Origin of the sequence: Nonomuraea sp. SBT364 (genome assembly GCF_001083785.1) — a bacterium.
Classification (GTDB): Bacteria; Actinomycetota; Actinomycetes; order Streptosporangiales; family Streptosporangiaceae; genus Nonomuraea.
Window position 1 is genome coordinate 16,857 of the sequence record NZ_LAVL01000092.1, and the last position, 16,409, is coordinate 33,265.

Below are 16,409 nucleotides of genomic sequence, written 5' to 3' on the forward strand. Positions count from 1 at the left end.
GTCGCCGGTCTCGGCATTCTGCTGGCGTTCACCGCTCCGCGGAATCAGGCGCGGAAAAGCGTGCCGGAATTCGATCAGGAAAAGCCGCTTTTCCATGGATCAAGCACGTCCGTACGAACTCCCTGGTCATCACCGGTTCTCCCGGAGCCTTCGGATTCATCCTCGGCCCGCGCGCCGGCCGTGCCCTCGCCGGTCGGCACGCCCGGGTGGGCGCACGCGGTGCCGCCGCCCGCCGTGCGGTCCTCGCCCGCCGCAACCCCGTCGTCCAGCGCGCCTCCTCCCCCGAAGGCCACTCCCGGCCCGCCGGTCTCCACGCCGGAGGCGGCCGTGACGAAGACCACGCCGGGGACGGCGGTGACGAAGACCACGCCGCCGCCCGCCGTGGCGACGCCGGCTCCGACGGCCACGGCGCGGCTGGGCCCCGATCCGTGCGCCACCTTCCGCGACTTCCGGCGTGACCCCTGCTACCGGTTCCTGGACCAGCTCAGCCGCTGATCAGTCTTCGTACCCGAGGTCACGGGCCGCCTGGACGAGCGCCCGCACCAGCGGCGTCTCACCGCGAGCCGGCCAGACGAGCGCCCACCGGCCGGGCGGCAGATCGCGGAAGGGCACGTAGACGATGTCCGGCCAGGGGAAGAAGCGGGCCGCCTCGGCCTGCACCGGCTGCACGATCTGCCCGGCCGCGACGGCGGTCAGCACCTCCTGCCAGGTGGTGACCACCGGGCCGCGGTGCACGGGCCGCCCGCCGGCGGTGGTGGCGGGCACGTTCGCCGCCTCCCAGTAGGCCGGCGGCGGGCCCGAGATCGTCGCGACGGTGCAGCCGCCCAGGTCCTCCCGGCACACCGACTCGCGGCCGGCGTACGGGTGCCCGGCGGGGACCATGAGCATCATCGGCGAGGTGCGCAGGACCGGGCCGACGACGAGATCCGGCTCGCGGACCGGCAGCCAGTGCAGCGCCACGCCGGCCACCCCGGACCGCAGCGCCAGGAACGGGTCCGACAGGCGCACCTCGCGGAACCGGAGCTCGGCGGCCGGATACCGGGTCTGGAAGAGCTCGGTCACATCGGTGATCGCCCGGGCCATCCCGCCCATCGTGCCCACGGTGAGGACCCCGGACACGCCCCGGGCGGCGGCGGCCGCGGCCTCGACACCCTCCTTGATCAGGCCGTATCCGGCCGTGAGGTCGGCCCGCAACCGCTCGCCGATGGGCGTGAGCCGGGTCACCCGGCTGGTGCGGTCGAACAGGGGCGCGCCGATCCGCCGCTCCTGCTTCCTGATCGACTGGCTGACGCGGGCCTGGGTGACGTGGAGCCGCTGGGCGGTGCGGCCGAAGTGCAGTTCCTCCGCCAGCGTCAGGAAGATCTCGATGTCCCGCAGCTCCACGTGCCCGCCTTCCGCGCCACGACCCGGAGGTCAGTGCGCCGAGCAGCCGTCCGCGACCGGCGGGAGCGGTGCCGGGCGGCCGATGGACGGCATGCCGAGCAGCACGCCCGGCCCCTGCGCCGGGGCGCCCTGGCGGGCCTCCCACGCGTCGCCCGCGCGGGTGCGGCGCACGGCGCGCGGCGCCCCGTCGGCCACCAGGTGGTGCGGCGCGGCGTAGGTGACCTCGACGGTCACCATGTCGCCGGGCCGGGGGGCCTGGCCGCCGGTGTCGAAGTGGACGAGCCGGTTGTCGGCGGCGCGGCCGGACAGGCGGCGGGTGGCGTCGTCCTTGCGGCCCTCGCCCTCGGCGACCAGCACCTCCAGGGTGCGGCCGACCTGCTTCTTGTTCTCCTCCCAGGAGATCTCCTCCTGAAGGGCGACCAGCCGCTCGTAGCGCTCCTGGACGACCTCCTTGGGGATCTGGTCGTCCATGGTCGCGGCCGGGGTGCCGGGACGGATGGAGTACTGGAAGGTGAAGGCGTTGGCGAAGCGGCTCTGCCGTACGACGTCGAGGGTCTGCTGGAAGTCGTCCTCCGTCTCGCCGGGGAAGCCGACGATGATGTCGGTGGAGATCGCGGCGTCGGGCATCGCGGCGCGCACGCGCTCGATGATGCCCAGGTAGCGCTCGGCCCGGTAGGAGCGGCGCATCGCCTTGAGCAGCCGCGACGAGCCCGACTGCAGCGGCATGTGGAGCTGGTGCATGACGTTGGGCGTCTCGGCCATGGCGGCGATGACGTCGTCGGTGAAGGCGGCCGGGTGCGGCGAGGTGAACCGGACCCGCTCCAGGCCCTCGACGTCGCCGCAGGCGCGCAGCAGCTTGCCGAACGCCAGCCGGTCGCCGAACTCGACGCCGTAGGTGTTGACGTTCTGGCCGAGCAGCGTGACCTCCAGGACGCCCTGCTCGACGAGCGTGCGCACCTCGGCCAGGACGTCGCCGGGACGGCGGTCCTTCTCCTTGCCGCGCAGCGCCGGCACGATGCAGAACGTGCACGTGTTGTTGCAGCCGACGGAGATCGCGACCCAGGCGGCGTAGGCGGACTCGCGCCTGGTCGGCAGCGTGGAGGGGAAGACCTCCAGCGACTCCTTGAGCTCGACCTGCGCCTCGCCCTCGACGCGGGCGCGCTCCAGCAGGACCGGCAGGGAGCCGATGTTGTGCGTGCCGAACACCACGTCGACCCACGGCGCCTTGCGGACGATCTCGCCCTGGTCCTTCTGCGCCAGGCAGCCGCCCACGGCGATCTGCATGCGCGGGTTGGACACCTTCGCCGGTCGCAGGTGGCCGAGGTTGCCGTAGAGGCGGTTGTCGGCGTTCTCGCGCACGGCGCACGTGTTGAAGACGACCACGTCGGCGGTCTCGCCGTCGGCCGCGGGCACGTAACCGGCGTTTTCCAGCAGGCCGGACAGCCTCTCGGAGTCGTGCACGTTCATCTGGCACCCGTATGTGCGCACTTGGTAGGTGCGGGCGCTCTCCTGGGTCACAGTCATCGCATGTTCAAGGGTAGTCGTTGTGCGGATCGCGGCAGCCCTTCGGAGCTAAAAGTCCAGCTTGACGGCACGATGTGATCGGATCGGTACCGGTCGGTTAGTGACCAGCGCCCTTCGTGCCTCTACCGTTTGACTCCATGACGGAGAACGGGGACGTCACTCCACTCGTGCAGATGGAGAACGTCAACAAGCACTTCGGGGCGCTGCACGTCCTGAAGGACATCAACTTGACCGTCTCTCGTGGCGAGGTTCTGGTCGTCATCGGTCCTTCCGGCGGTGGGAAGTCCACCCTGTGCCGGACGATCAACCGGCTGGAGACCATCGACGGCGGGAGGATCGTCTTCGACGGCCAGGTGTTGCCGGAAGAGGGCAAGACGCTGGCACGGCTGAGGTCCGAAGTCGGGATGGTGTTCCAGTCCTTCAACCTCTTCGCCCACAAGACCATCCGCGAGAACGTCACCCTGGGCCCCGTCAAGGTGCGCCGCCAGGCGAAGGACGCCGCGGACACGCGGGCGATGGAGCTGCTGGAGCGGGTCGGGATCGCGGCACAGGCCGACAAGTACCCCGCGCAGCTGTCCGGGGGACAGCAGCAGCGGGTGGCGATCGCCAGGGCCCTGGCGATGGATCCGAAGATGATCCTTTTTGACGAGCCGACCTCGGCACTGGACCCCGAGATGGTGCAGGAGGTGCTCGACGTCATGATCGGACTGGCCCGTGACGGGATGACCATGATGGTCGTCACGCACGAGATGGGGTTCGCCCGGCGGGCGGCCAACCGGGTGGTGTTCATGGCCGACGGGCAGATCGTCGAGGAGAACACCCCTGACGAGTTCTTCACCAACGCGCAGACCGATCGAGCGCGCGACTTCCTTTCGAAGATCCTTACGCACTGACGAGTAAGAGGCAGGTACACATGCACATGCGTCGAATGGGAGCGGTGCTCTCCGTGGCGGCGATGGCCACAGGGCTGGCCGCCTGCGGCGGTGGCGAGACCTACGCGACCGTGGCTGACAAGATCGCGGGCGGCGGCACCGTCGTGGTCGGCACCAAGTGGGACCAGCCGAGCTTGGGCCTGAAGAAGGGCGCCAACCCCGAAGGTTTCGACGTCGACGTCGCCAAGGCCGTGCTGAAGGAGATGAACGGCGGCAAGGACGTGCCGGTGGAGTGGAAGGAGTCGAAGTCGGACAACCGCGAGCCTTTCCTGGCCAACGGCACGGTCGACATCATCTTCGCCACCTACTCCATCACCGAGTCGCGCAAGGAGAAGGTCACCTTCGGCGGCCCCTACGTCATCGCGCACCAGGACGTGATGGTCCGCAAGGACGACACCTCCATCAACACCCCCCAGGACCTGGTCGGCAAGAAGATCTGCAAGGCCTCCGGCTCCAACTCCTACAAGCGCATCACGGACCCGCCCCCGGACGGCGAGCTCGACCTCGACGCCACGACGGTCGACGCCGCGAGCTACTCCGAGTGCATCCAGAAGCTGGGCGGCAACAACCTCGACGCCGTCACCACCGACGACCTGATCCTGGCGGGCTTCGCCAAGCAGGCCGGCGGCAACTTCAAGGTGCTGGGCCAGGGCTTCACCGACGAGAAGTACGGCATCGGCCTGAAGAAGGGCGACACCAAGACGTGTGAGGCCGTCAACAAGGCGGTCCAGGCGATCTGGCAGAACGGCACGATGAAGCAACTCGTGGACAAGTGGTTCGGGGGCATCGAAGGCCTGAAGGTCTCCCAGGAAGCCCCGCCCGCCGAGGGCTGCGCCTGATCCTCTCTGAGGCGGCGGCCGGAATGCCGGCCGCCGCCCTCCTATGTGGTGGAGCACGATGGACGACCTAATCAGATACGCACCCGAGCTCGCCTTGGGCTTCTGGGAGAACGTCAAGCTCTCGGCCGTGGCTGCGATCGCCTCCCTGATCCTCGGCACGATCCTGGTGGCGATGCGGGTTTCGCCCACCCCCGTGCTGCGGGTCGCGGGCACCGCCTACGTCAATGTGGTGCGTAACACGCCGCTGACGCTGGTGCTGGCGTTCTCCGCGCTGGGTCTGAGCGACCAGCTCGGCCTCATCTTCTCCGACGTGCCCAGGACCAACTCGTTCTGGATCGTCGCCATGGGCCTGTCGGCCTACACGGCGGCTTTCGTGTGCGAGTCCCTGCGCTCGGGCATCAACACCGTTTCCCTCGGTCAGGCCGAGGCGGCCAGGGCGATCGGGCTGACGTTCTCGCAGTCGCTGCGGATGATCATTCTTCCCCAGGCCTTCCGCGCGGTCATCGCACCGCTCGGCAGCGTCATGATCGCCATGATCAAGAACACCACGGTCGCGACCGCCGGCGGCTACCTCGCCGACGCAGCCGCCGTCATGAAGATCGTCTTCGATGACACTGGCGCGTCGATCCCGATCTTCATTGGAATCATCCTCGCCTTTATGGCCCTGACGATGCCGATCGGCTTCTTCACCGGCTGGCTGGCCCGACGTCTGGCGGTGGCCCGATGAGCACCTCGGTCCTCTTCGACACCCCCGGCCCGCGCGGCCGGGTGCGCAACCACCTGCTCACGGTGGTCAGCGTCGTGGCGGTGGCGGGCGCCCTCTACTGGGTCTACAGCGGCTTCGACGCCAAGGGCCAGTGGGAAGGGAAGATCTGGGAGCCGTTCCTCCAGGCGGACACCTGGCGCTACTACATCATCCCCGGCCTGATCGGCACGTTGCGCGCGGCCGCTGTGGCGGCGGTGCTCGCGCTCGTGTTCGGCGCCGTCTTCGGCCTGGCCCGGCTCTCCGACCACCGCTGGATCCGCATCCCGGCGGGCGTGGTGGTGGAGGTCTTCCGGGCCATCCCGCTGCTGCTGCTGATCTTCTTCATCTTCTACCTGGCGCCGACGCTGTTCGGCGGCGGCGACTACGCCTTCATCGCGGTGGTGCTCGGCCTGACCCTCTACAACGGGTCGGTGCTCGCCGAGGTCGTCCGGGCCGGCGTGCACGCGGTGCCCAAGGGCCAGTCGGAGGCCGCCTACGCGGTCGGCATGCGCAAGAACCAGGTGATGCGGCTGGTGCTGCTGCCGCAGGCCGTCACGGCGATGATGCCGGCGATCGTGAGCCAGCTCGTGGTGCTGCTCAAGGACACCGCGCTCGGCTACATCATCGCCTACGTCGACCTGCTCAACACCGGGTTCAAGATCCTGCCCGCCGCGTTCTTCGGCTCCCTGATCCCCGCCGCGATCGTCATCGGCATCATCTACGTGGGGCTCAACATGCTGCTCAGCTACGTGGCCAACTGGCTGGAGCGGCGCAGCCGGCGCAGCCGCAAGACCGCGGCCACCCCGGTCGCGCCTCCCGGGGCCGAGGCCATCGGCCTGCGTTCCGGCGGCGGTCTCGACAGCACCGACTAGCCGGTCACCCAGATCGTCCGGAAGACGAGGGGCCCGGATCGCTTCACCTCGAAGCGATCCAGGCCCCTCGCCCGTTATCGAGCCATCTTCCTGACCATCACACCCAGCAGGTCCTCGCCCGCGAAATAGCCGCGGGTGCGGGAATCGGTGCTCCTCGCCGGGTTGTCGCCGATCACCACGAGCCTGCCCGGCGGCACCCTGTCCTCAGGAGCGTCCGCCAGGCTCGGCACCTCGCCCTTGGGCAGGACATCGCCCGGGGCGGCCAGCACCCGCTTGATGATCCACGACCGTGCCAGATCCGATCGGCGTGCCGCGCCGGGGTCCTCCTCGCCGGAACGCAGGATCACGATGTCGCCCCGCCGGACCCTGGCGAGTGGAGCCCTGCGCACCAGCACCCGCTCGTTCGGAAGCAGCGTCGGCGACATGCTCTGCCCCCACACCGTGACCACGACGAACGTCCGGCGAAGCCATGCCGCGACCACGAACGGCGCCCCCAGAGCCATCAGCCACCAGATCATGACGGCTGGTATCCCGCGGCCTGCAGGCGGAACAGGCGTGCGTAGGCCCCGTCCTGGCCGATCAGTTCGTCATGGCACCCTCGCTCCACGATGCGCCCGCCTTCCAGGGTCACGATCAGGTCGGCATCCCGGACGGCACCGAGCCGATGGGAGATGAGCAGGCTGGTCCTCCCGTCCCGCTGCCGCCTGATCTGGCTGTGGATCTCGTGCTCGGCCTCGGCGTCCAGGCCGGAACTGGGCTCGTCCAGGATCATCAGGTCACGCTGGTCGCGCAGGAACGCCCGGGCCAGCGCCAGGCGTTGCCATTGACCACCCGAGAGCACCACGCCGGTGGCCGCGTCGTCCTTGTCGGCCTCGCTCACGAACATCCGCGACAGCAAGGTGTCGTAGCCGTGCGGCAGGGACGCGATCTTCCGGTGGATGCCGGCCCGCCGCGCCGCCTGCTCCTGCCGGGGCCGGTCGTCCAGCGCCGCGAGGTCGCCCAGCGCGATGTTCTCCGCAGCGGTCAGGTCGTAGTGCATGTAGTCCTGGAACACCGCGCCGATGCGGCGGCGCAGCTCGGCCACGGACAGATCGCGCAGATCCGTCCCGTCCCACAGGACGGATCCCTTCGTGGGGTCGTAGAAGCGGCACAGGAGTTTCACCAGCGTGCTCTTGCCAGCACCGTTGAGGCCCACCAGCGCCACCGCCGCGCCGTGCGGGATGAGCAGGTTCACCCCCTGCAGAATCCATGGCTGGTCGTCGGCGTAGCGGAACCACACGTCCCTGAACTCGATCCCCTTACGCAGCTCCGGAAGGCGTTGCGGGGACTCGGGTTCGAGGAGGTCGGGGCCGATCTCCATGACCGCCGCGAAATGCGAGAACACCAGCAGCTCCTGATGTCCCTGGGCGACACCGGTGACCAGGGAGGTCACCGAGCCTTGCAGGGCGGCCACCGCGGCGATGACCATCGACACGTCCCCGACGGTGAGTTGCCCGGCGCCGGCCGCCAGCGCCGCCCAGACCAGTCCGCCCCCGGCGACCACGGCTCCCAGGAGGCCGTACGCGACCTGCACCCGCGTTTCCCGCAGGTCCATCGCCCGCCGGATCACCAGGGCGGAGCGGTGCTCGGCCAGCATCCGCCCGCGCAGGAACGGCGCCGTCCCGAAGAGCCGGATCTCTTTGGCGGCCTCGACGGTCCCCAGGAGGCGGCCGTAGAAGAACTCCCGCCGCTCGACCGGGCTGATCTCCCACAGCATTCCGGCCCGGCGCCGGGACAGAGCCAGCTCGGCGAAGAACATCGGCACCCCCGCGGCCAGCGTGACCACGGCCAGCATGGGGCTGATCACATACAGCGAGCCGAGCAGGCCCAGCGTCGTCACGACGTTACGCAGGAGGCCCAGGCCGCTGTCGATCAGCGATCCCGGCGAGCGCGCGGCCTGCTGGGCCAGCCTCAGCCGGTCCAGGAAATCGGGGTCCTCGAACCGGGCGAGCCCCGTGAACCCCTCGACCGCCCGGAACAGCTCGTCCTTGGCGTGCATGCTGGTCATCCGGTTGATCTCCGAGCGGAGAAACTGCAGGGCCTGATGAAGCACTGCCACGCCCGCGCCCGCGGCGGCCACCCCGCCCGCCGGCCAGAGCAGGGAAGAGATGTCGGCCTGGCCGCTCAGAGCGTCGAAGAGCAGTTTCGTCAGCCAGACCGTGATCACCGGCAGGGCGGCCAGCAGGATGCTGACCACGGCATACGCGGCCGTCGTCCGCCGGCCGGCCCGCCAGGCGATCGTCGCCGCCAGAGCCGCCGTTCGCAGCAGGCCGCGGCCGGACGGAGGTCCGATACGCCCGGTCATACCAGCGCGGCGACCGCGGCCGGGTCGGAGCCCACGGCTTCCACGATGCCGCCCGACACCAGGACGAAGGTCGGGAAGCCGGCGACGCCGAAGGCCGAGGCCATCGGGCCGTCCGGTCGTTCCTTCACCACTGTCGCCACGGGTGCCAGGGCCGAGGTGTATGCCGAACTGTTCTCCACCTCGGAGACCGTGGTCACGATCGCTATCACCGGCGTCGAAGCCCCGGCCGCCAGTTCGACGAATGCGGGAAGGCTCTCTTCACAGGGACGGCATCCCACGGCGAAGAAGCCGACCAGTGTGCGCTCCTGCAGGGAGGCCAGGGACAGGCCGTTCGAGCCGAACTCCCGCACGGGCCGGCCCGGCCGGGCCACGACTCCGGCGTTGTCGGCGGAAACCTGCTTCGACAGCAGTCCGGTGTGCTCCCGCAGCCTGCGGATCACCCCGAAAGTCAGGAGCAGGTTGAGTATGCACAGCATTCCGACAATAACCACTGCGGCAGAAAGGACTTCCATCATTCATCTCTTTTCTTCATGGAACCCGGGCCGGCAGTTCGGACCGGAAAAGGCCCACGATGTCATCCATGGTGACCACCAGAACGGCTGCCAGGACGCCGGCGAAACCGCTGACCAGGCCGCCGGCCACGTGCAGATTCACCGGCTCGGGCGAAACCAGGCCCACCACGGCGACCGCGGCGAGAACGGCATTGCGTGCGACGTGCCGCCATCGGATCGGCGCCGTGCTGCCGCCGAAACACTGACACGAAACTCCCGCGTCCCGGAGCAGCGCCCTGACCAGGACGGCGGTGAATGCGCCGAGCATCACCAGGGCCAGCAGCATTCCCCACCGTGCGACGCCCGGAAAGGCCATGGTCACGGCGACGGCCGCTTCCGCGACGACGATCACCGCGGCGAGCGGAGCGGCGACCGCGCGCGGGAACGGGTTCAGCCGCACCACGGAATCGCGGAACCTCTCGAAGGCCGCGCGTCCGCGCAGCTTGGCCGACGCGGACACGAGAAACACCAGGCCGAGCGTCAAAGGGCAGGCCACCGACAGATACTGCAAGACAATCCTCATGCTCTCGTGGTCTTCGAGGATCGGGCTTGGCCCGGGACCCCATTTCAGGAGACCCCGGCCAAGCCCGGCCGCTGACCCCTGGAAGTCAGGGGCTCAGCATTCGCTGTAACGCTCGAAGTAGCAGTTCATGGAGCCCGTCCCACCGGGACAGCACGTTCTCTTGCCGTAGTAGAGGACGCTGTGCCAGTAGTAGCATCCGTAGGTGACGACGCATTCGTCGTCCGCTGCCGCGCTTGTCCCGGGAACAATCACCCCAAGAAGGCGATCGGCCAGACTGCCCACTTTGCCGAGCATTTGACTCCTTTCGACACCCCATTTTGTGATCAACGTCAGTAAACATTTGAATCCCAATAGCCTCAAGATCAAATCCTTGTGATCTAGATCATATTGCCGTATTTTCTTTCGCATAGTAAATGCCTGATTCGGCGGATACTCGTCAGGCAATTCAGGGCCGACCGTAACCATGTCCCGCATTGCTTGGTGCCGGCCGGGCACGTCGCCCCGTGACCGTTCATGCGCGGCGACGATCGGTGAGGCGCCGCCGGATCGACGGCCTTCGATCAAGGCTTGGCCCACGGGCGGCGTGGATTTCCGGCAAGATTCGGTTATGCCCGTCGCCTCGTGGCCCTCGCCCATCTCCACCGCCGACGTCGCCCGCGCCGGTGCGCGCTCCGGCTGGCCGTACGCCCAGGGCGGGCGGACGTGGTGGACCGAGGAGCGGCCCGAGCAGGGCGGCCGCACCACGGTCATGCACCGTGCCGCCGGTGGCCGGGTCCGCGAGCTGCTGCCCCCGCCCTGGAGCGCCCGCACGCGCGTGCACGAGTACGGAGGCCGCCCCTACACCGTCACGCCCGACGGCGAGCTGATCTTCGCCAACCTCGCCGACCAGCGCCTCTACCTGCGCGACCACAGCGGCGCCTGCACCCCGCTCACCCCCGGCGGCGACCGCTACGCCGACCTGCTCGTGCACGACGGCCACGTGTGGTGCGTGCGCGAACGCCACACCGACGGCAAGGTCACCCGCGCCATCGTGTCGATCCCGCTGGCCGGCGGGCCGGTGCGCGAACGCGTCACCGGCAGCGACTTCTACGCCTTCCCTGCTCTCTCCCCCGACGGCCGCCACCTGGCCTACATCTGCTGGGACCATCCGCGCATGCCGTGGGACGGCACCGAGCTGCGCGTGACCCGCCTGTCCGACGGCCACGCCCGGACCCTGCTGGGCGGCCCGTCGGAGTCCGTGCTGGCCCCGCGCTGGCGCGACGACGAGAGCCTCTACCTGATCTCCGACCGTTCCGGCTGGTGGAACCTGTACGAGACGGGCATCCACGCCCCCGCGCCCCGGCCGCTCTGCCCGAGGGACGAGGAGTTCGCCTGGCCGCTGTGGACACTGGGCGGAGCCCCGTACACGATCCTCGGCGACGGCCGGCTCGCGGTCCTGCACGGGCACGCGGACCTGCGGGCGGGGGTGCTCGACCCGCGCACGGGGGTGCTCACCGACCTGGCAGTGCCCTTCGACGGGTGGGAGCCGTCGCTGGCCGCCGACGGCATGTCCCTGGCCGGGATCGCGTACGGGGCCACGACGCCGCGCACGCTCGTCCGGGTCGACGTCCGCAACGGGCGGGCCGAAACGCTCAGGAGCGACGTCGAGCGGCTGCCCGACCCCGCCTACCTGCCCAGGCCGCGTGCGGTGAAACTGCCCGGCTCCGGTGCGCACGGCTTCCTGTACGAGCCCGCGAACCCTGTCGAGATCCTCCAGGAGCCGCCCCCGTACGTGATCTTCGTGCACGGCGGGCCGACCGCGCACGCCGGGGTGGCGCTCGATCTGGAGAAGGCGTTCCTCACCTCGCGCGGCATCGGCGTGCTCGACCTCAACTACGGCGGCTCCACCGGCTACGGCCGGGCCTACCGGGAGCGGCTGAAGGGGCAGTGGGGGGTGGTCGACGTCGACGACACGGTGGCGGCGGCCCGCTGGCTGGCCGCCGAAGGGCTGGCCGAGCCCGACCGGATCGCGGTGCGCGGCGCGAGCGCCGGTGGCTGGACCGTGATGGCGGCCTGCTGCCGGTCGGGGATGTTCGCCGGCGGAGTGTCATACTTCGGGGTAAGCGCTCTGGCCCCGCTGATCGCCCACACGCACGACTTCGAGTCACGTTACGTGGAGTGGCTGGTCGGGTCCGACCCGGCCGTCCACGCCGAACGCGAACCGCTCGCCCTGGCCGGCGGCGTGACCTGCCCCATGCTGCTCCTGCAGGGGCTCGACGACCCGGTGGTGCCGCCCGAGCAGTCGTCCGCGTTCGCCGACGCGCTGTCCGAGCGCGGGGTCCGCTGCACGTACCTGGCCTTCGAAGGCGAGTCGCACGGCTTCCGCCGCACCGAGACCCGCTCCGCCGCGCTGGCCGCCGAACTCGCCTTCTACCAGCAGCTGTTCACCTGATCAGCGCGCGAACTCGGTCGCCCGCGACTCCCGCACCACCGTGATCCGGATCTGCCCCGGATAGGTGAGCTCCTCCTCCACCTGCTTGGCCACGTCACGGGCGATCACCTGCGCCTGGATGTCGTCGACCCCGTCGGGCTTGACCATCACCCGGATCTCCCGCCCGGCCTGCATGGCGAAGACCTTCTCCACGCCTTCGTACGACTGCGCGATCTCCTCCAGGCGCTCCAGCCGCTTGACGTACGCCTCCAGCGACTCCCGGCGGGCGCCCGGACGGCTGCCGCTGATCGCGTCGGCCGCCTGGGTCAGCACCGCCTCGACCGTGCGGACCTCGACCTCGTTGTGGTGCGCCTCGATGGCGTGCACCACGTCCTCCTGCTCGCCGTAGCGCCGTGCGATCTCCGCGCCGATCAGCGCGTGGCTGCCCTCCACCTCGTGGGTCAGCGCCTTGCCGATGTCGTGCAGGAGGGCGCAGCGCTTCATCAGCGTCTGGTTCATCTTGAGCTCGGCGGCCATGATGCCGGCGATGTGCGCGGACTCGATGAGGTGCTTCAGCACGTTCTGCCCGTAACTGGTGCGGTAGCGGAGCTGGCCGAGCAGCAGCGTCAGCTCCGGATGCATGTCGGTGATGCCCAGCTCGACCAGTGCGTCCTCGCCCGCGCGGGCGCACAGGTCCTGCACCTCCTGGCGGCTGCGGTCGTGCGCCTCCTCGATCCGCTGCGGATGGATGCGGCCGTCGAGCACCAGCTTCTCCAGCGTGAGCCGGGCCGTCTCCCGGCGCACCGGGTCGAAGCACGACAGCAGCACCGCCTCGGGCGTGTCATCGATGATCAGGTTGACGCCCGTGGTCGACTCGAACGCCCGGATGTTGCGGCCCTCACGGCCGATGATCCGGCCCTTCATCTCGTCGCCCGGCAGATGCAGCACGCTGACCACCGACTCGGCCGTCTGCTCCGCCGCCACCCGCTGCACGGCCAGCGTCACGATCTTCGTGGCGCGCTTCTCGCCCTCCTTGCGGGCCTCGCCCTCGATCTCCCGGACGATCAGCGCGGCCTCACGCTTCGCCTGGTTCTCGATCTCCCTGACCAGCTCCGACTTGGCCTGCTCGGCCGTGAGCCCCGCGACCCGCTCCAGGATGACCCGCCGCTCCTCCTCGACCCGCAGCAGCTCCTCGCGCCGATCGGCCAGCTCGATCTCGGTCTCGGCCAGCTTGCGGTCGCGCTCCGCCTGCCGCCTGGCCTCCTCGTCCAGCCGCTGCTCCCGCTCCCCCAGCCGGCTCTCCCTGCGCTCCAGATCGGCGCGCAACTCCTTGAGCTCCGACTTCAGGACGCGGCTCTCCTGCTCCACCTCGCGGCGCAGCTGCGCGGCACTCTCCGCCGCGGCCTCCGACCTGCGCAGGATCTCCTCGGCGTCGGCCTCGGCCCGGTCACGGATCTTGCCCGCCTCCTCGCGGGCCTGATCCAGCTCGTCGGTGACGGCCTGCTCCTGCTCAGGGCTCAGCTTGGCCTTGGCGGGCACACTGCCGGACGTCCGGCGGACGACGATGTAGAGGGCGCTCATCATCCCGCACGTCAGTGCCACCACCGCCACCGACAGCACCACGACCAGCGGCCCCATGTGCGCCCCGCCCTCCTCGCGTCGTCAACACCCACAAACGCGGCCCTCGCCAAGGAGGGTCACGGGCGCGGCACGGAAAGCCCGATCGGCGGCACCATCAGGACCGATATCAAGCCAAGGCCGATCGGGCGCCGACACCCGCCGGCACCTCGCCTGCCTCGATCACTCAAGCTCGTTTGTCCGTCGTTCACCGGTATGGCAATCCGCACTGCGCGGAGTAACTCCTCACTGCCGTCGAGGTTATGCGTCGAACAGGTCACGAGCAAGCAAACGCGTTATCAAGCGTGTCTTACGCTCGCATCTGCTGTGCATGGACACCCTGGCCGTCGACCGCCCTCTTCCACCGGTACGCGACCCTGGCTGCCGCGAGAATCACGCTCGGTAGTCCACCCGGCCGATGGCGGCCGGGCATCGCCGCAGGGAACGCCCTTCTCGGGCTCTTTGCCGTCGGCCCTGAGGCCGCTGCCATGGAAGGCGCGACCTCCTCCAGGGCAAGCCGCCCTCTGCTGCCGAGCGGATCGGCGCCTTCCCTCGGGACGGCGGAAACGCCGGCGAAACAGGGCATGGGGTTACATCGTGCACGTCCGGTGCCACGCCGGGCACAGCGGGGGGCCGTGCGGCTGCGGCGGCCGTGTGACCGAGGGGAGGGCACGCGATCGGACCGCGGCGGGCGCGTAGTGCTGAGCGCGCTCGCCGGGCTCCTGGCCCACGGCCCCCGCTTCGGGACCGATTGACGAGTAGATCGACTGGTCGATATGCTCCGGTTTAGACCGAACGTTCTATCTCATTTCTGGGGAACCCATGTCGTCACGAACCACTGCCGAGGTCATCGACCGCTTCAATCGGGCCTTCGTCGAGCACGACCCCACGATGCTTCCCGGCCTGATCGGCGACGACTGCGTCATGGAAGCGATCCAGCCCGCTCCCGACGGCGCCCGCCACGAAGGCCGGGACGCCTGCCTGACCTTCTGGCAGGCACTCGCCGGGGACCGCACCACCCAGTTCGAACCCGAGGAGGTGTGGGTCGCGGGCGATCGCGCGACGATCCGCTGGCGCTACCGCTTCGGCGACGGCCCCGCCGATTCCGTACGGGGCGTGAACCTCATGCGCCTGCGCGACGGCCTCATCGTCGAGGCCCTCGGCTACAGCAAGACCGGCGGCGAGATCCCCCTGGCTCCGGACGAGAGCGCCCCGGTCACGTAGCCACCGCACCAGCCGACTACCGGCTGGTCCGGGGCCACGCCCTCTCAGATCCACGCCCTCTCAGAGCCGCGCCCTCTCAGAGCCGCGCCCCCGAAGCCCCCCGAGCCAGATCCCCGAAGCCCGCGATGCAACCGCCGGGGCTGGCCGTGCACAGTGCCCGGATACCATCAGCCTTCCTTCCGCCGAGCGCCGGTCACAACGCCGGCTGCCACCGTGCCGACCGAGGCCACCACCCCCTGGGGTAGCCGCACCAGGGCCCACCCCAGGACGGCCACGTCAGGACGGCCACGTCAAGACGGCCACGTCAGGACGGCCACGTCAGGACGGCCACCCCAGGGGCCACACCCCGAAGGGCCACCCCAGTGGGCACACGCCCGAAGGGCCGGGCCAGGGGCAACACACCCGGAGGGCCGGACCAGGGCACCGCAGGCAACGGGGGTTCGCCGAAGGCAAGGCGTGTCCGCGAAATCCCCGTGCCCCCTGCTGCTACCGCGCCCCGTCCCCCGCCCGCACGTGTCATCGGCGGCGTGCGGTCAGCCTTGCGGGTAGTCGTCCTCCACCTCGATGCCCTCCTGTTCGAGGGCTTCGCGGACCACGCGGAAGGCCAGACCGGAGGGGTAGCCCTTTCTGGCGAGCATGCCGGCCAGGCGGCGGGTGCGGGCCTTGGGGTCGAGGGAGCGGGTGCCGGCGAGTTTGCGTTCCACCAGGCGGCGGGCCGTTTCGAGCTCCTGGTCGGGGTCGAGGCGTTCGACGGCCTCGTTGACGGTCTCGGAGTCGACGCCGCGGTGGCGCAGCTCGGCGGCCAGGGCGCGTTTGGCCAGGCCGCGGCCGTGGTGCCGGGAATCGACCCAGGCTTCGGCGAACGCCTCGTCGTTGATGAGGCCGAGCTCGGAGAACCGGTCGAGGACCGTTTCGGCAGCCTCATCCGGTACGTCCCGCTTGCGGAGGGCTTCGGCGAGCTGGGCGCGGGTCTTGGGAGCCATCGTGAGCAGGCGCAGGCAGATGGCGCGGGCCACCGACTCGGGATCGGCATGCGGGGTCGTGCCGGCGGACGTGTCCGCGTCCGGGCCGTCGGGCAGCCATCCGCCTCCGGCGCTGCGTCCGGAGCGTCGGCCCTTTCCGGCCCGGCCCTTCCCACCCGGGCGGCGTCCCTTGCCCGAGCGGCGTCCCCGGGGCTCCTCCTCTTGCCTATCGCCCGGCTCCCCGGCCTCGAACAGACCACCGAACGCCGCCTTCGCCGGCCCGCCCGCCCCTGAGCCGGCACTACGCCCGGCGGGAGACGACGCTTCGGCACTGGGGTGCGCGTGGGGAGGTGAGGGCTCGGAACCGGGATACGCGAAGGGAGGTGAGGGCTCGGAACCGGGATACGCGAAGGGAGGTGAGGGGTCGGCCGGAGGGTCCTCGAAGGGAGGTGAGGGGTCGGCCGTGGGGTGTGCGAAGAAGGG

The 16,409-nt window shown here is 70.0% G+C and carries 17 protein-coding genes; 7 read left to right on the plus strand and 10 right to left on the minus strand.

Annotation, left to right across the window (positions count from 1 at the left end):
* Positions 1 to 74: 74 nt before the first annotated feature.
* Complete coding sequence (locus ADY59_RS50460; RefSeq protein ID WP_156325844.1) at positions 75 to 341, minus strand: hypothetical protein; 267 nt, start codon at positions 339 to 341, stop codon at positions 75 to 77.
* On the opposite strand from ADY59_RS50460, the gene ADY59_RS50465 reads away from it, so the two are divergent.
* Positions 328 to 495 carry a hypothetical protein gene (locus ADY59_RS50465; protein WP_156325845.1) on the plus strand — a complete coding sequence of 56 codons (168 nt, stop codon included), beginning with the start codon at positions 328 to 330 and terminating at the stop codon, positions 493 to 495. The two genes, ADY59_RS50460 and ADY59_RS50465, sit on opposite strands and share 14 nt — an antisense overlap.
* On the opposite strand, the gene ADY59_RS31035 is transcribed toward ADY59_RS50465, so the two are convergent.
* Both ADY59_RS31035 and miaB read right to left on the minus strand, forming a co-directional pair.
* Positions 496 to 1,383: a LysR family transcriptional regulator gene (locus ADY59_RS31035; protein WP_049569499.1), complete on the minus strand. Its 888-nt coding sequence runs from the start codon at positions 1,381 to 1,383 to the stop codon at positions 496 to 498.
* 30 nt (positions 1,384 to 1,413) lie between these two features.
* On the minus strand, positions 1,414 to 2,907 hold the full coding sequence (gene miaB, locus ADY59_RS31040; protein WP_049569502.1) for a tRNA (N6-isopentenyl adenosine(37)-C2)-methylthiotransferase MiaB: 1,494 nt from the start codon (positions 2,905 to 2,907) through the stop codon (positions 1,414 to 1,416).
* 137 nt (positions 2,908 to 3,044) lie between these two features.
* On the opposite strand from miaB, the gene ADY59_RS31045 reads away from it, so the two are divergent.
* From ADY59_RS31045 to ADY59_RS31060, 4 genes are read left to right on the plus strand one after another with little or no spacing between them, the layout of a single operon-like run.
* Positions 3,045 to 3,800 (plus strand): amino acid ABC transporter ATP-binding protein, encoded by a 756-nt coding sequence (locus tag ADY59_RS31045; RefSeq protein ID WP_049569505.1) that lies wholly within the window; start codon positions 3,045 to 3,047, stop codon positions 3,798 to 3,800.
* Between the two features lie 20 nt (positions 3,801 to 3,820).
* The gene (locus ADY59_RS31050; RefSeq protein WP_049569507.1) at positions 3,821 to 4,678 is read left to right on the plus strand and encodes a glutamate ABC transporter substrate-binding protein; all 858 of its coding nucleotides are present in this window, start codon (positions 3,821 to 3,823) and stop codon (positions 4,676 to 4,678) included.
* A gap of 58 nt (positions 4,679 to 4,736) precedes the next feature.
* Positions 4,737 to 5,405: an amino acid ABC transporter permease gene (locus ADY59_RS31055; protein ID WP_049569510.1), complete on the plus strand. Its 669-nt coding sequence runs from the start codon at positions 4,737 to 4,739 to the stop codon at positions 5,403 to 5,405.
* The gene (locus tag ADY59_RS31060; RefSeq protein ID WP_049569513.1) at positions 5,402 to 6,295 is read left to right on the plus strand and encodes an amino acid ABC transporter permease; all 894 of its coding nucleotides are present in this window, start codon (positions 5,402 to 5,404) and stop codon (positions 6,293 to 6,295) included. Before ADY59_RS31055 ends, ADY59_RS31060 begins: the two co-directional genes overlap by 4 nt.
* Before the next feature lie 74 nt (positions 6,296 to 6,369).
* On the opposite strand, the gene ADY59_RS31065 is transcribed toward ADY59_RS31060, so the two are convergent.
* The 5 genes from ADY59_RS31065 to ADY59_RS50470 form a co-directional block, all read right to left on the minus strand.
* Positions 6,370 to 6,813, minus strand: coding sequence for a S26 family signal peptidase (locus tag ADY59_RS31065; protein WP_049569515.1), 444 nt, complete (start codon positions 6,811 to 6,813; stop codon positions 6,370 to 6,372).
* Entirely contained in the window at positions 6,810 to 8,639 is a 1,830-nt protein-coding gene (locus ADY59_RS31070; RefSeq protein ID WP_049569518.1) for an ABC transporter ATP-binding protein, read from the minus strand. The genes ADY59_RS31065 and ADY59_RS31070 overlap by 4 nt, the downstream gene beginning before the upstream one ends.
* A complete protein-coding gene (locus tag ADY59_RS31075) occupies positions 8,636 to 9,154 on the minus strand; it encodes a hypothetical protein (RefSeq protein ID WP_156325846.1) in 519 nt (172 codons plus the stop codon). The genes ADY59_RS31070 and ADY59_RS31075 overlap by 4 nt, the downstream gene beginning before the upstream one ends.
* A gap of 13 nt (positions 9,155 to 9,167) precedes the next feature.
* Positions 9,168 to 9,713 (minus strand): MauE/DoxX family redox-associated membrane protein, encoded by a 546-nt coding sequence (locus ADY59_RS31080; RefSeq protein WP_082310536.1) that lies wholly within the window; start codon positions 9,711 to 9,713, stop codon positions 9,168 to 9,170.
* A gap of 93 nt (positions 9,714 to 9,806) precedes the next feature.
* A complete protein-coding gene (locus tag ADY59_RS50470; protein ID WP_156325847.1) occupies positions 9,807 to 10,349 on the minus strand; it encodes a hypothetical protein in 543 nt (180 codons plus the stop codon).
* Here ADY59_RS50470 and ADY59_RS31085 point away from each other — a divergent pair.
* Positions 10,321 to 12,144, plus strand: coding sequence for a S9 family peptidase (locus tag ADY59_RS31085; protein WP_049569525.1), 1,824 nt, complete (start codon positions 10,321 to 10,323; stop codon positions 12,142 to 12,144). The two genes, ADY59_RS50470 and ADY59_RS31085, sit on opposite strands and share 29 nt — an antisense overlap.
* Here ADY59_RS31085 and rny read toward each other — a convergent pair whose 3' ends face one another.
* Positions 12,145 to 13,761: a ribonuclease Y gene (gene rny / locus ADY59_RS31090; RefSeq protein ID WP_049569528.1), complete on the minus strand. Its 1,617-nt coding sequence runs from the start codon at positions 13,759 to 13,761 to the stop codon at positions 12,145 to 12,147.
* 801 nt (positions 13,762 to 14,562) lie between these two features.
* On the opposite strand from rny, the gene ADY59_RS31095 reads away from it, so the two are divergent.
* Entirely contained in the window at positions 14,563 to 14,964 is a 402-nt protein-coding gene (locus tag ADY59_RS31095) for a nuclear transport factor 2 family protein (protein ID WP_049569529.1), read from the plus strand.
* A gap of 533 nt (positions 14,965 to 15,497) precedes the next feature.
* Here the strand turns inward: ADY59_RS31095 and recX are convergent.
* Positions 15,498 to 16,181, minus strand: a complete 684-nt coding sequence (gene recX, locus ADY59_RS31100; RefSeq protein ID WP_082310537.1) for a recombination regulator RecX — start codon at positions 16,179 to 16,181, stop codon at positions 15,498 to 15,500.
* Positions 16,182 to 16,409 lie beyond the last annotated feature (228 nt).

What these genes read in the sequence shown, in the direction of transcription:
- ADY59_RS31075 (WP_156325846.1), bottom strand. Translation starts at nt 9,154, where the DNA reads ATGATGGAAGTCCTTTCTGCCGCAGTGGTTATTGTCGGAATGCTGTGC.
- ADY59_RS31060 (WP_049569513.1), top strand. Translation starts at nt 5,402, where the DNA reads ATGAGCACCTCGGTCCTCTTCGACACCCCCGGCCCGCGCGGCCGGGTG.
- ADY59_RS31080 (WP_082310536.1), bottom strand. Translation starts at nt 9,713, where the DNA reads ATGAGGATTGTCTTGCAGTATCTGTCGGTGGCCTGCCCTTTGACGCTC.
- ADY59_RS31050 (WP_049569507.1), top strand. Translation starts at nt 3,821, where the DNA reads ATGCACATGCGTCGAATGGGAGCGGTGCTCTCCGTGGCGGCGATGGCC.
- ADY59_RS31070 (WP_049569518.1), bottom strand. Translation starts at nt 8,639, where the DNA reads ATGACCGGGCGTATCGGACCTCCGTCCGGCCGCGGCCTGCTGCGAACG.
- ADY59_RS50470 (WP_156325847.1), bottom strand. Translation starts at nt 10,349, where the DNA reads ATGGGCGAGGGCCACGAGGCGACGGGCATAACCGAATCTTGCCGGAAA.
- ADY59_RS31055 (WP_049569510.1), top strand. Translation starts at nt 4,737, where the DNA reads ATGGACGACCTAATCAGATACGCACCCGAGCTCGCCTTGGGCTTCTGG.
- ADY59_RS31095 (WP_049569529.1), top strand. Translation starts at nt 14,563, where the DNA reads ATGTCGTCACGAACCACTGCCGAGGTCATCGACCGCTTCAATCGGGCC.
- rny (WP_049569528.1), bottom strand. Translation starts at nt 13,761, where the DNA reads ATGGGGCCGCTGGTCGTGGTGCTGTCGGTGGCGGTGGTGGCACTGACG.
- ADY59_RS31085 (WP_049569525.1), top strand. Translation starts at nt 10,321, where the DNA reads ATGCCCGTCGCCTCGTGGCCCTCGCCCATCTCCACCGCCGACGTCGCC.
- ADY59_RS31045 (WP_049569505.1), top strand. Translation starts at nt 3,045, where the DNA reads ATGACGGAGAACGGGGACGTCACTCCACTCGTGCAGATGGAGAACGTC.
- miaB (WP_049569502.1), bottom strand. Translation starts at nt 2,907, where the DNA reads ATGACTGTGACCCAGGAGAGCGCCCGCACCTACCAAGTGCGCACATAC.
- ADY59_RS31065 (WP_049569515.1), bottom strand. Translation starts at nt 6,813, where the DNA reads ATGATCTGGTGGCTGATGGCTCTGGGGGCGCCGTTCGTGGTCGCGGCA.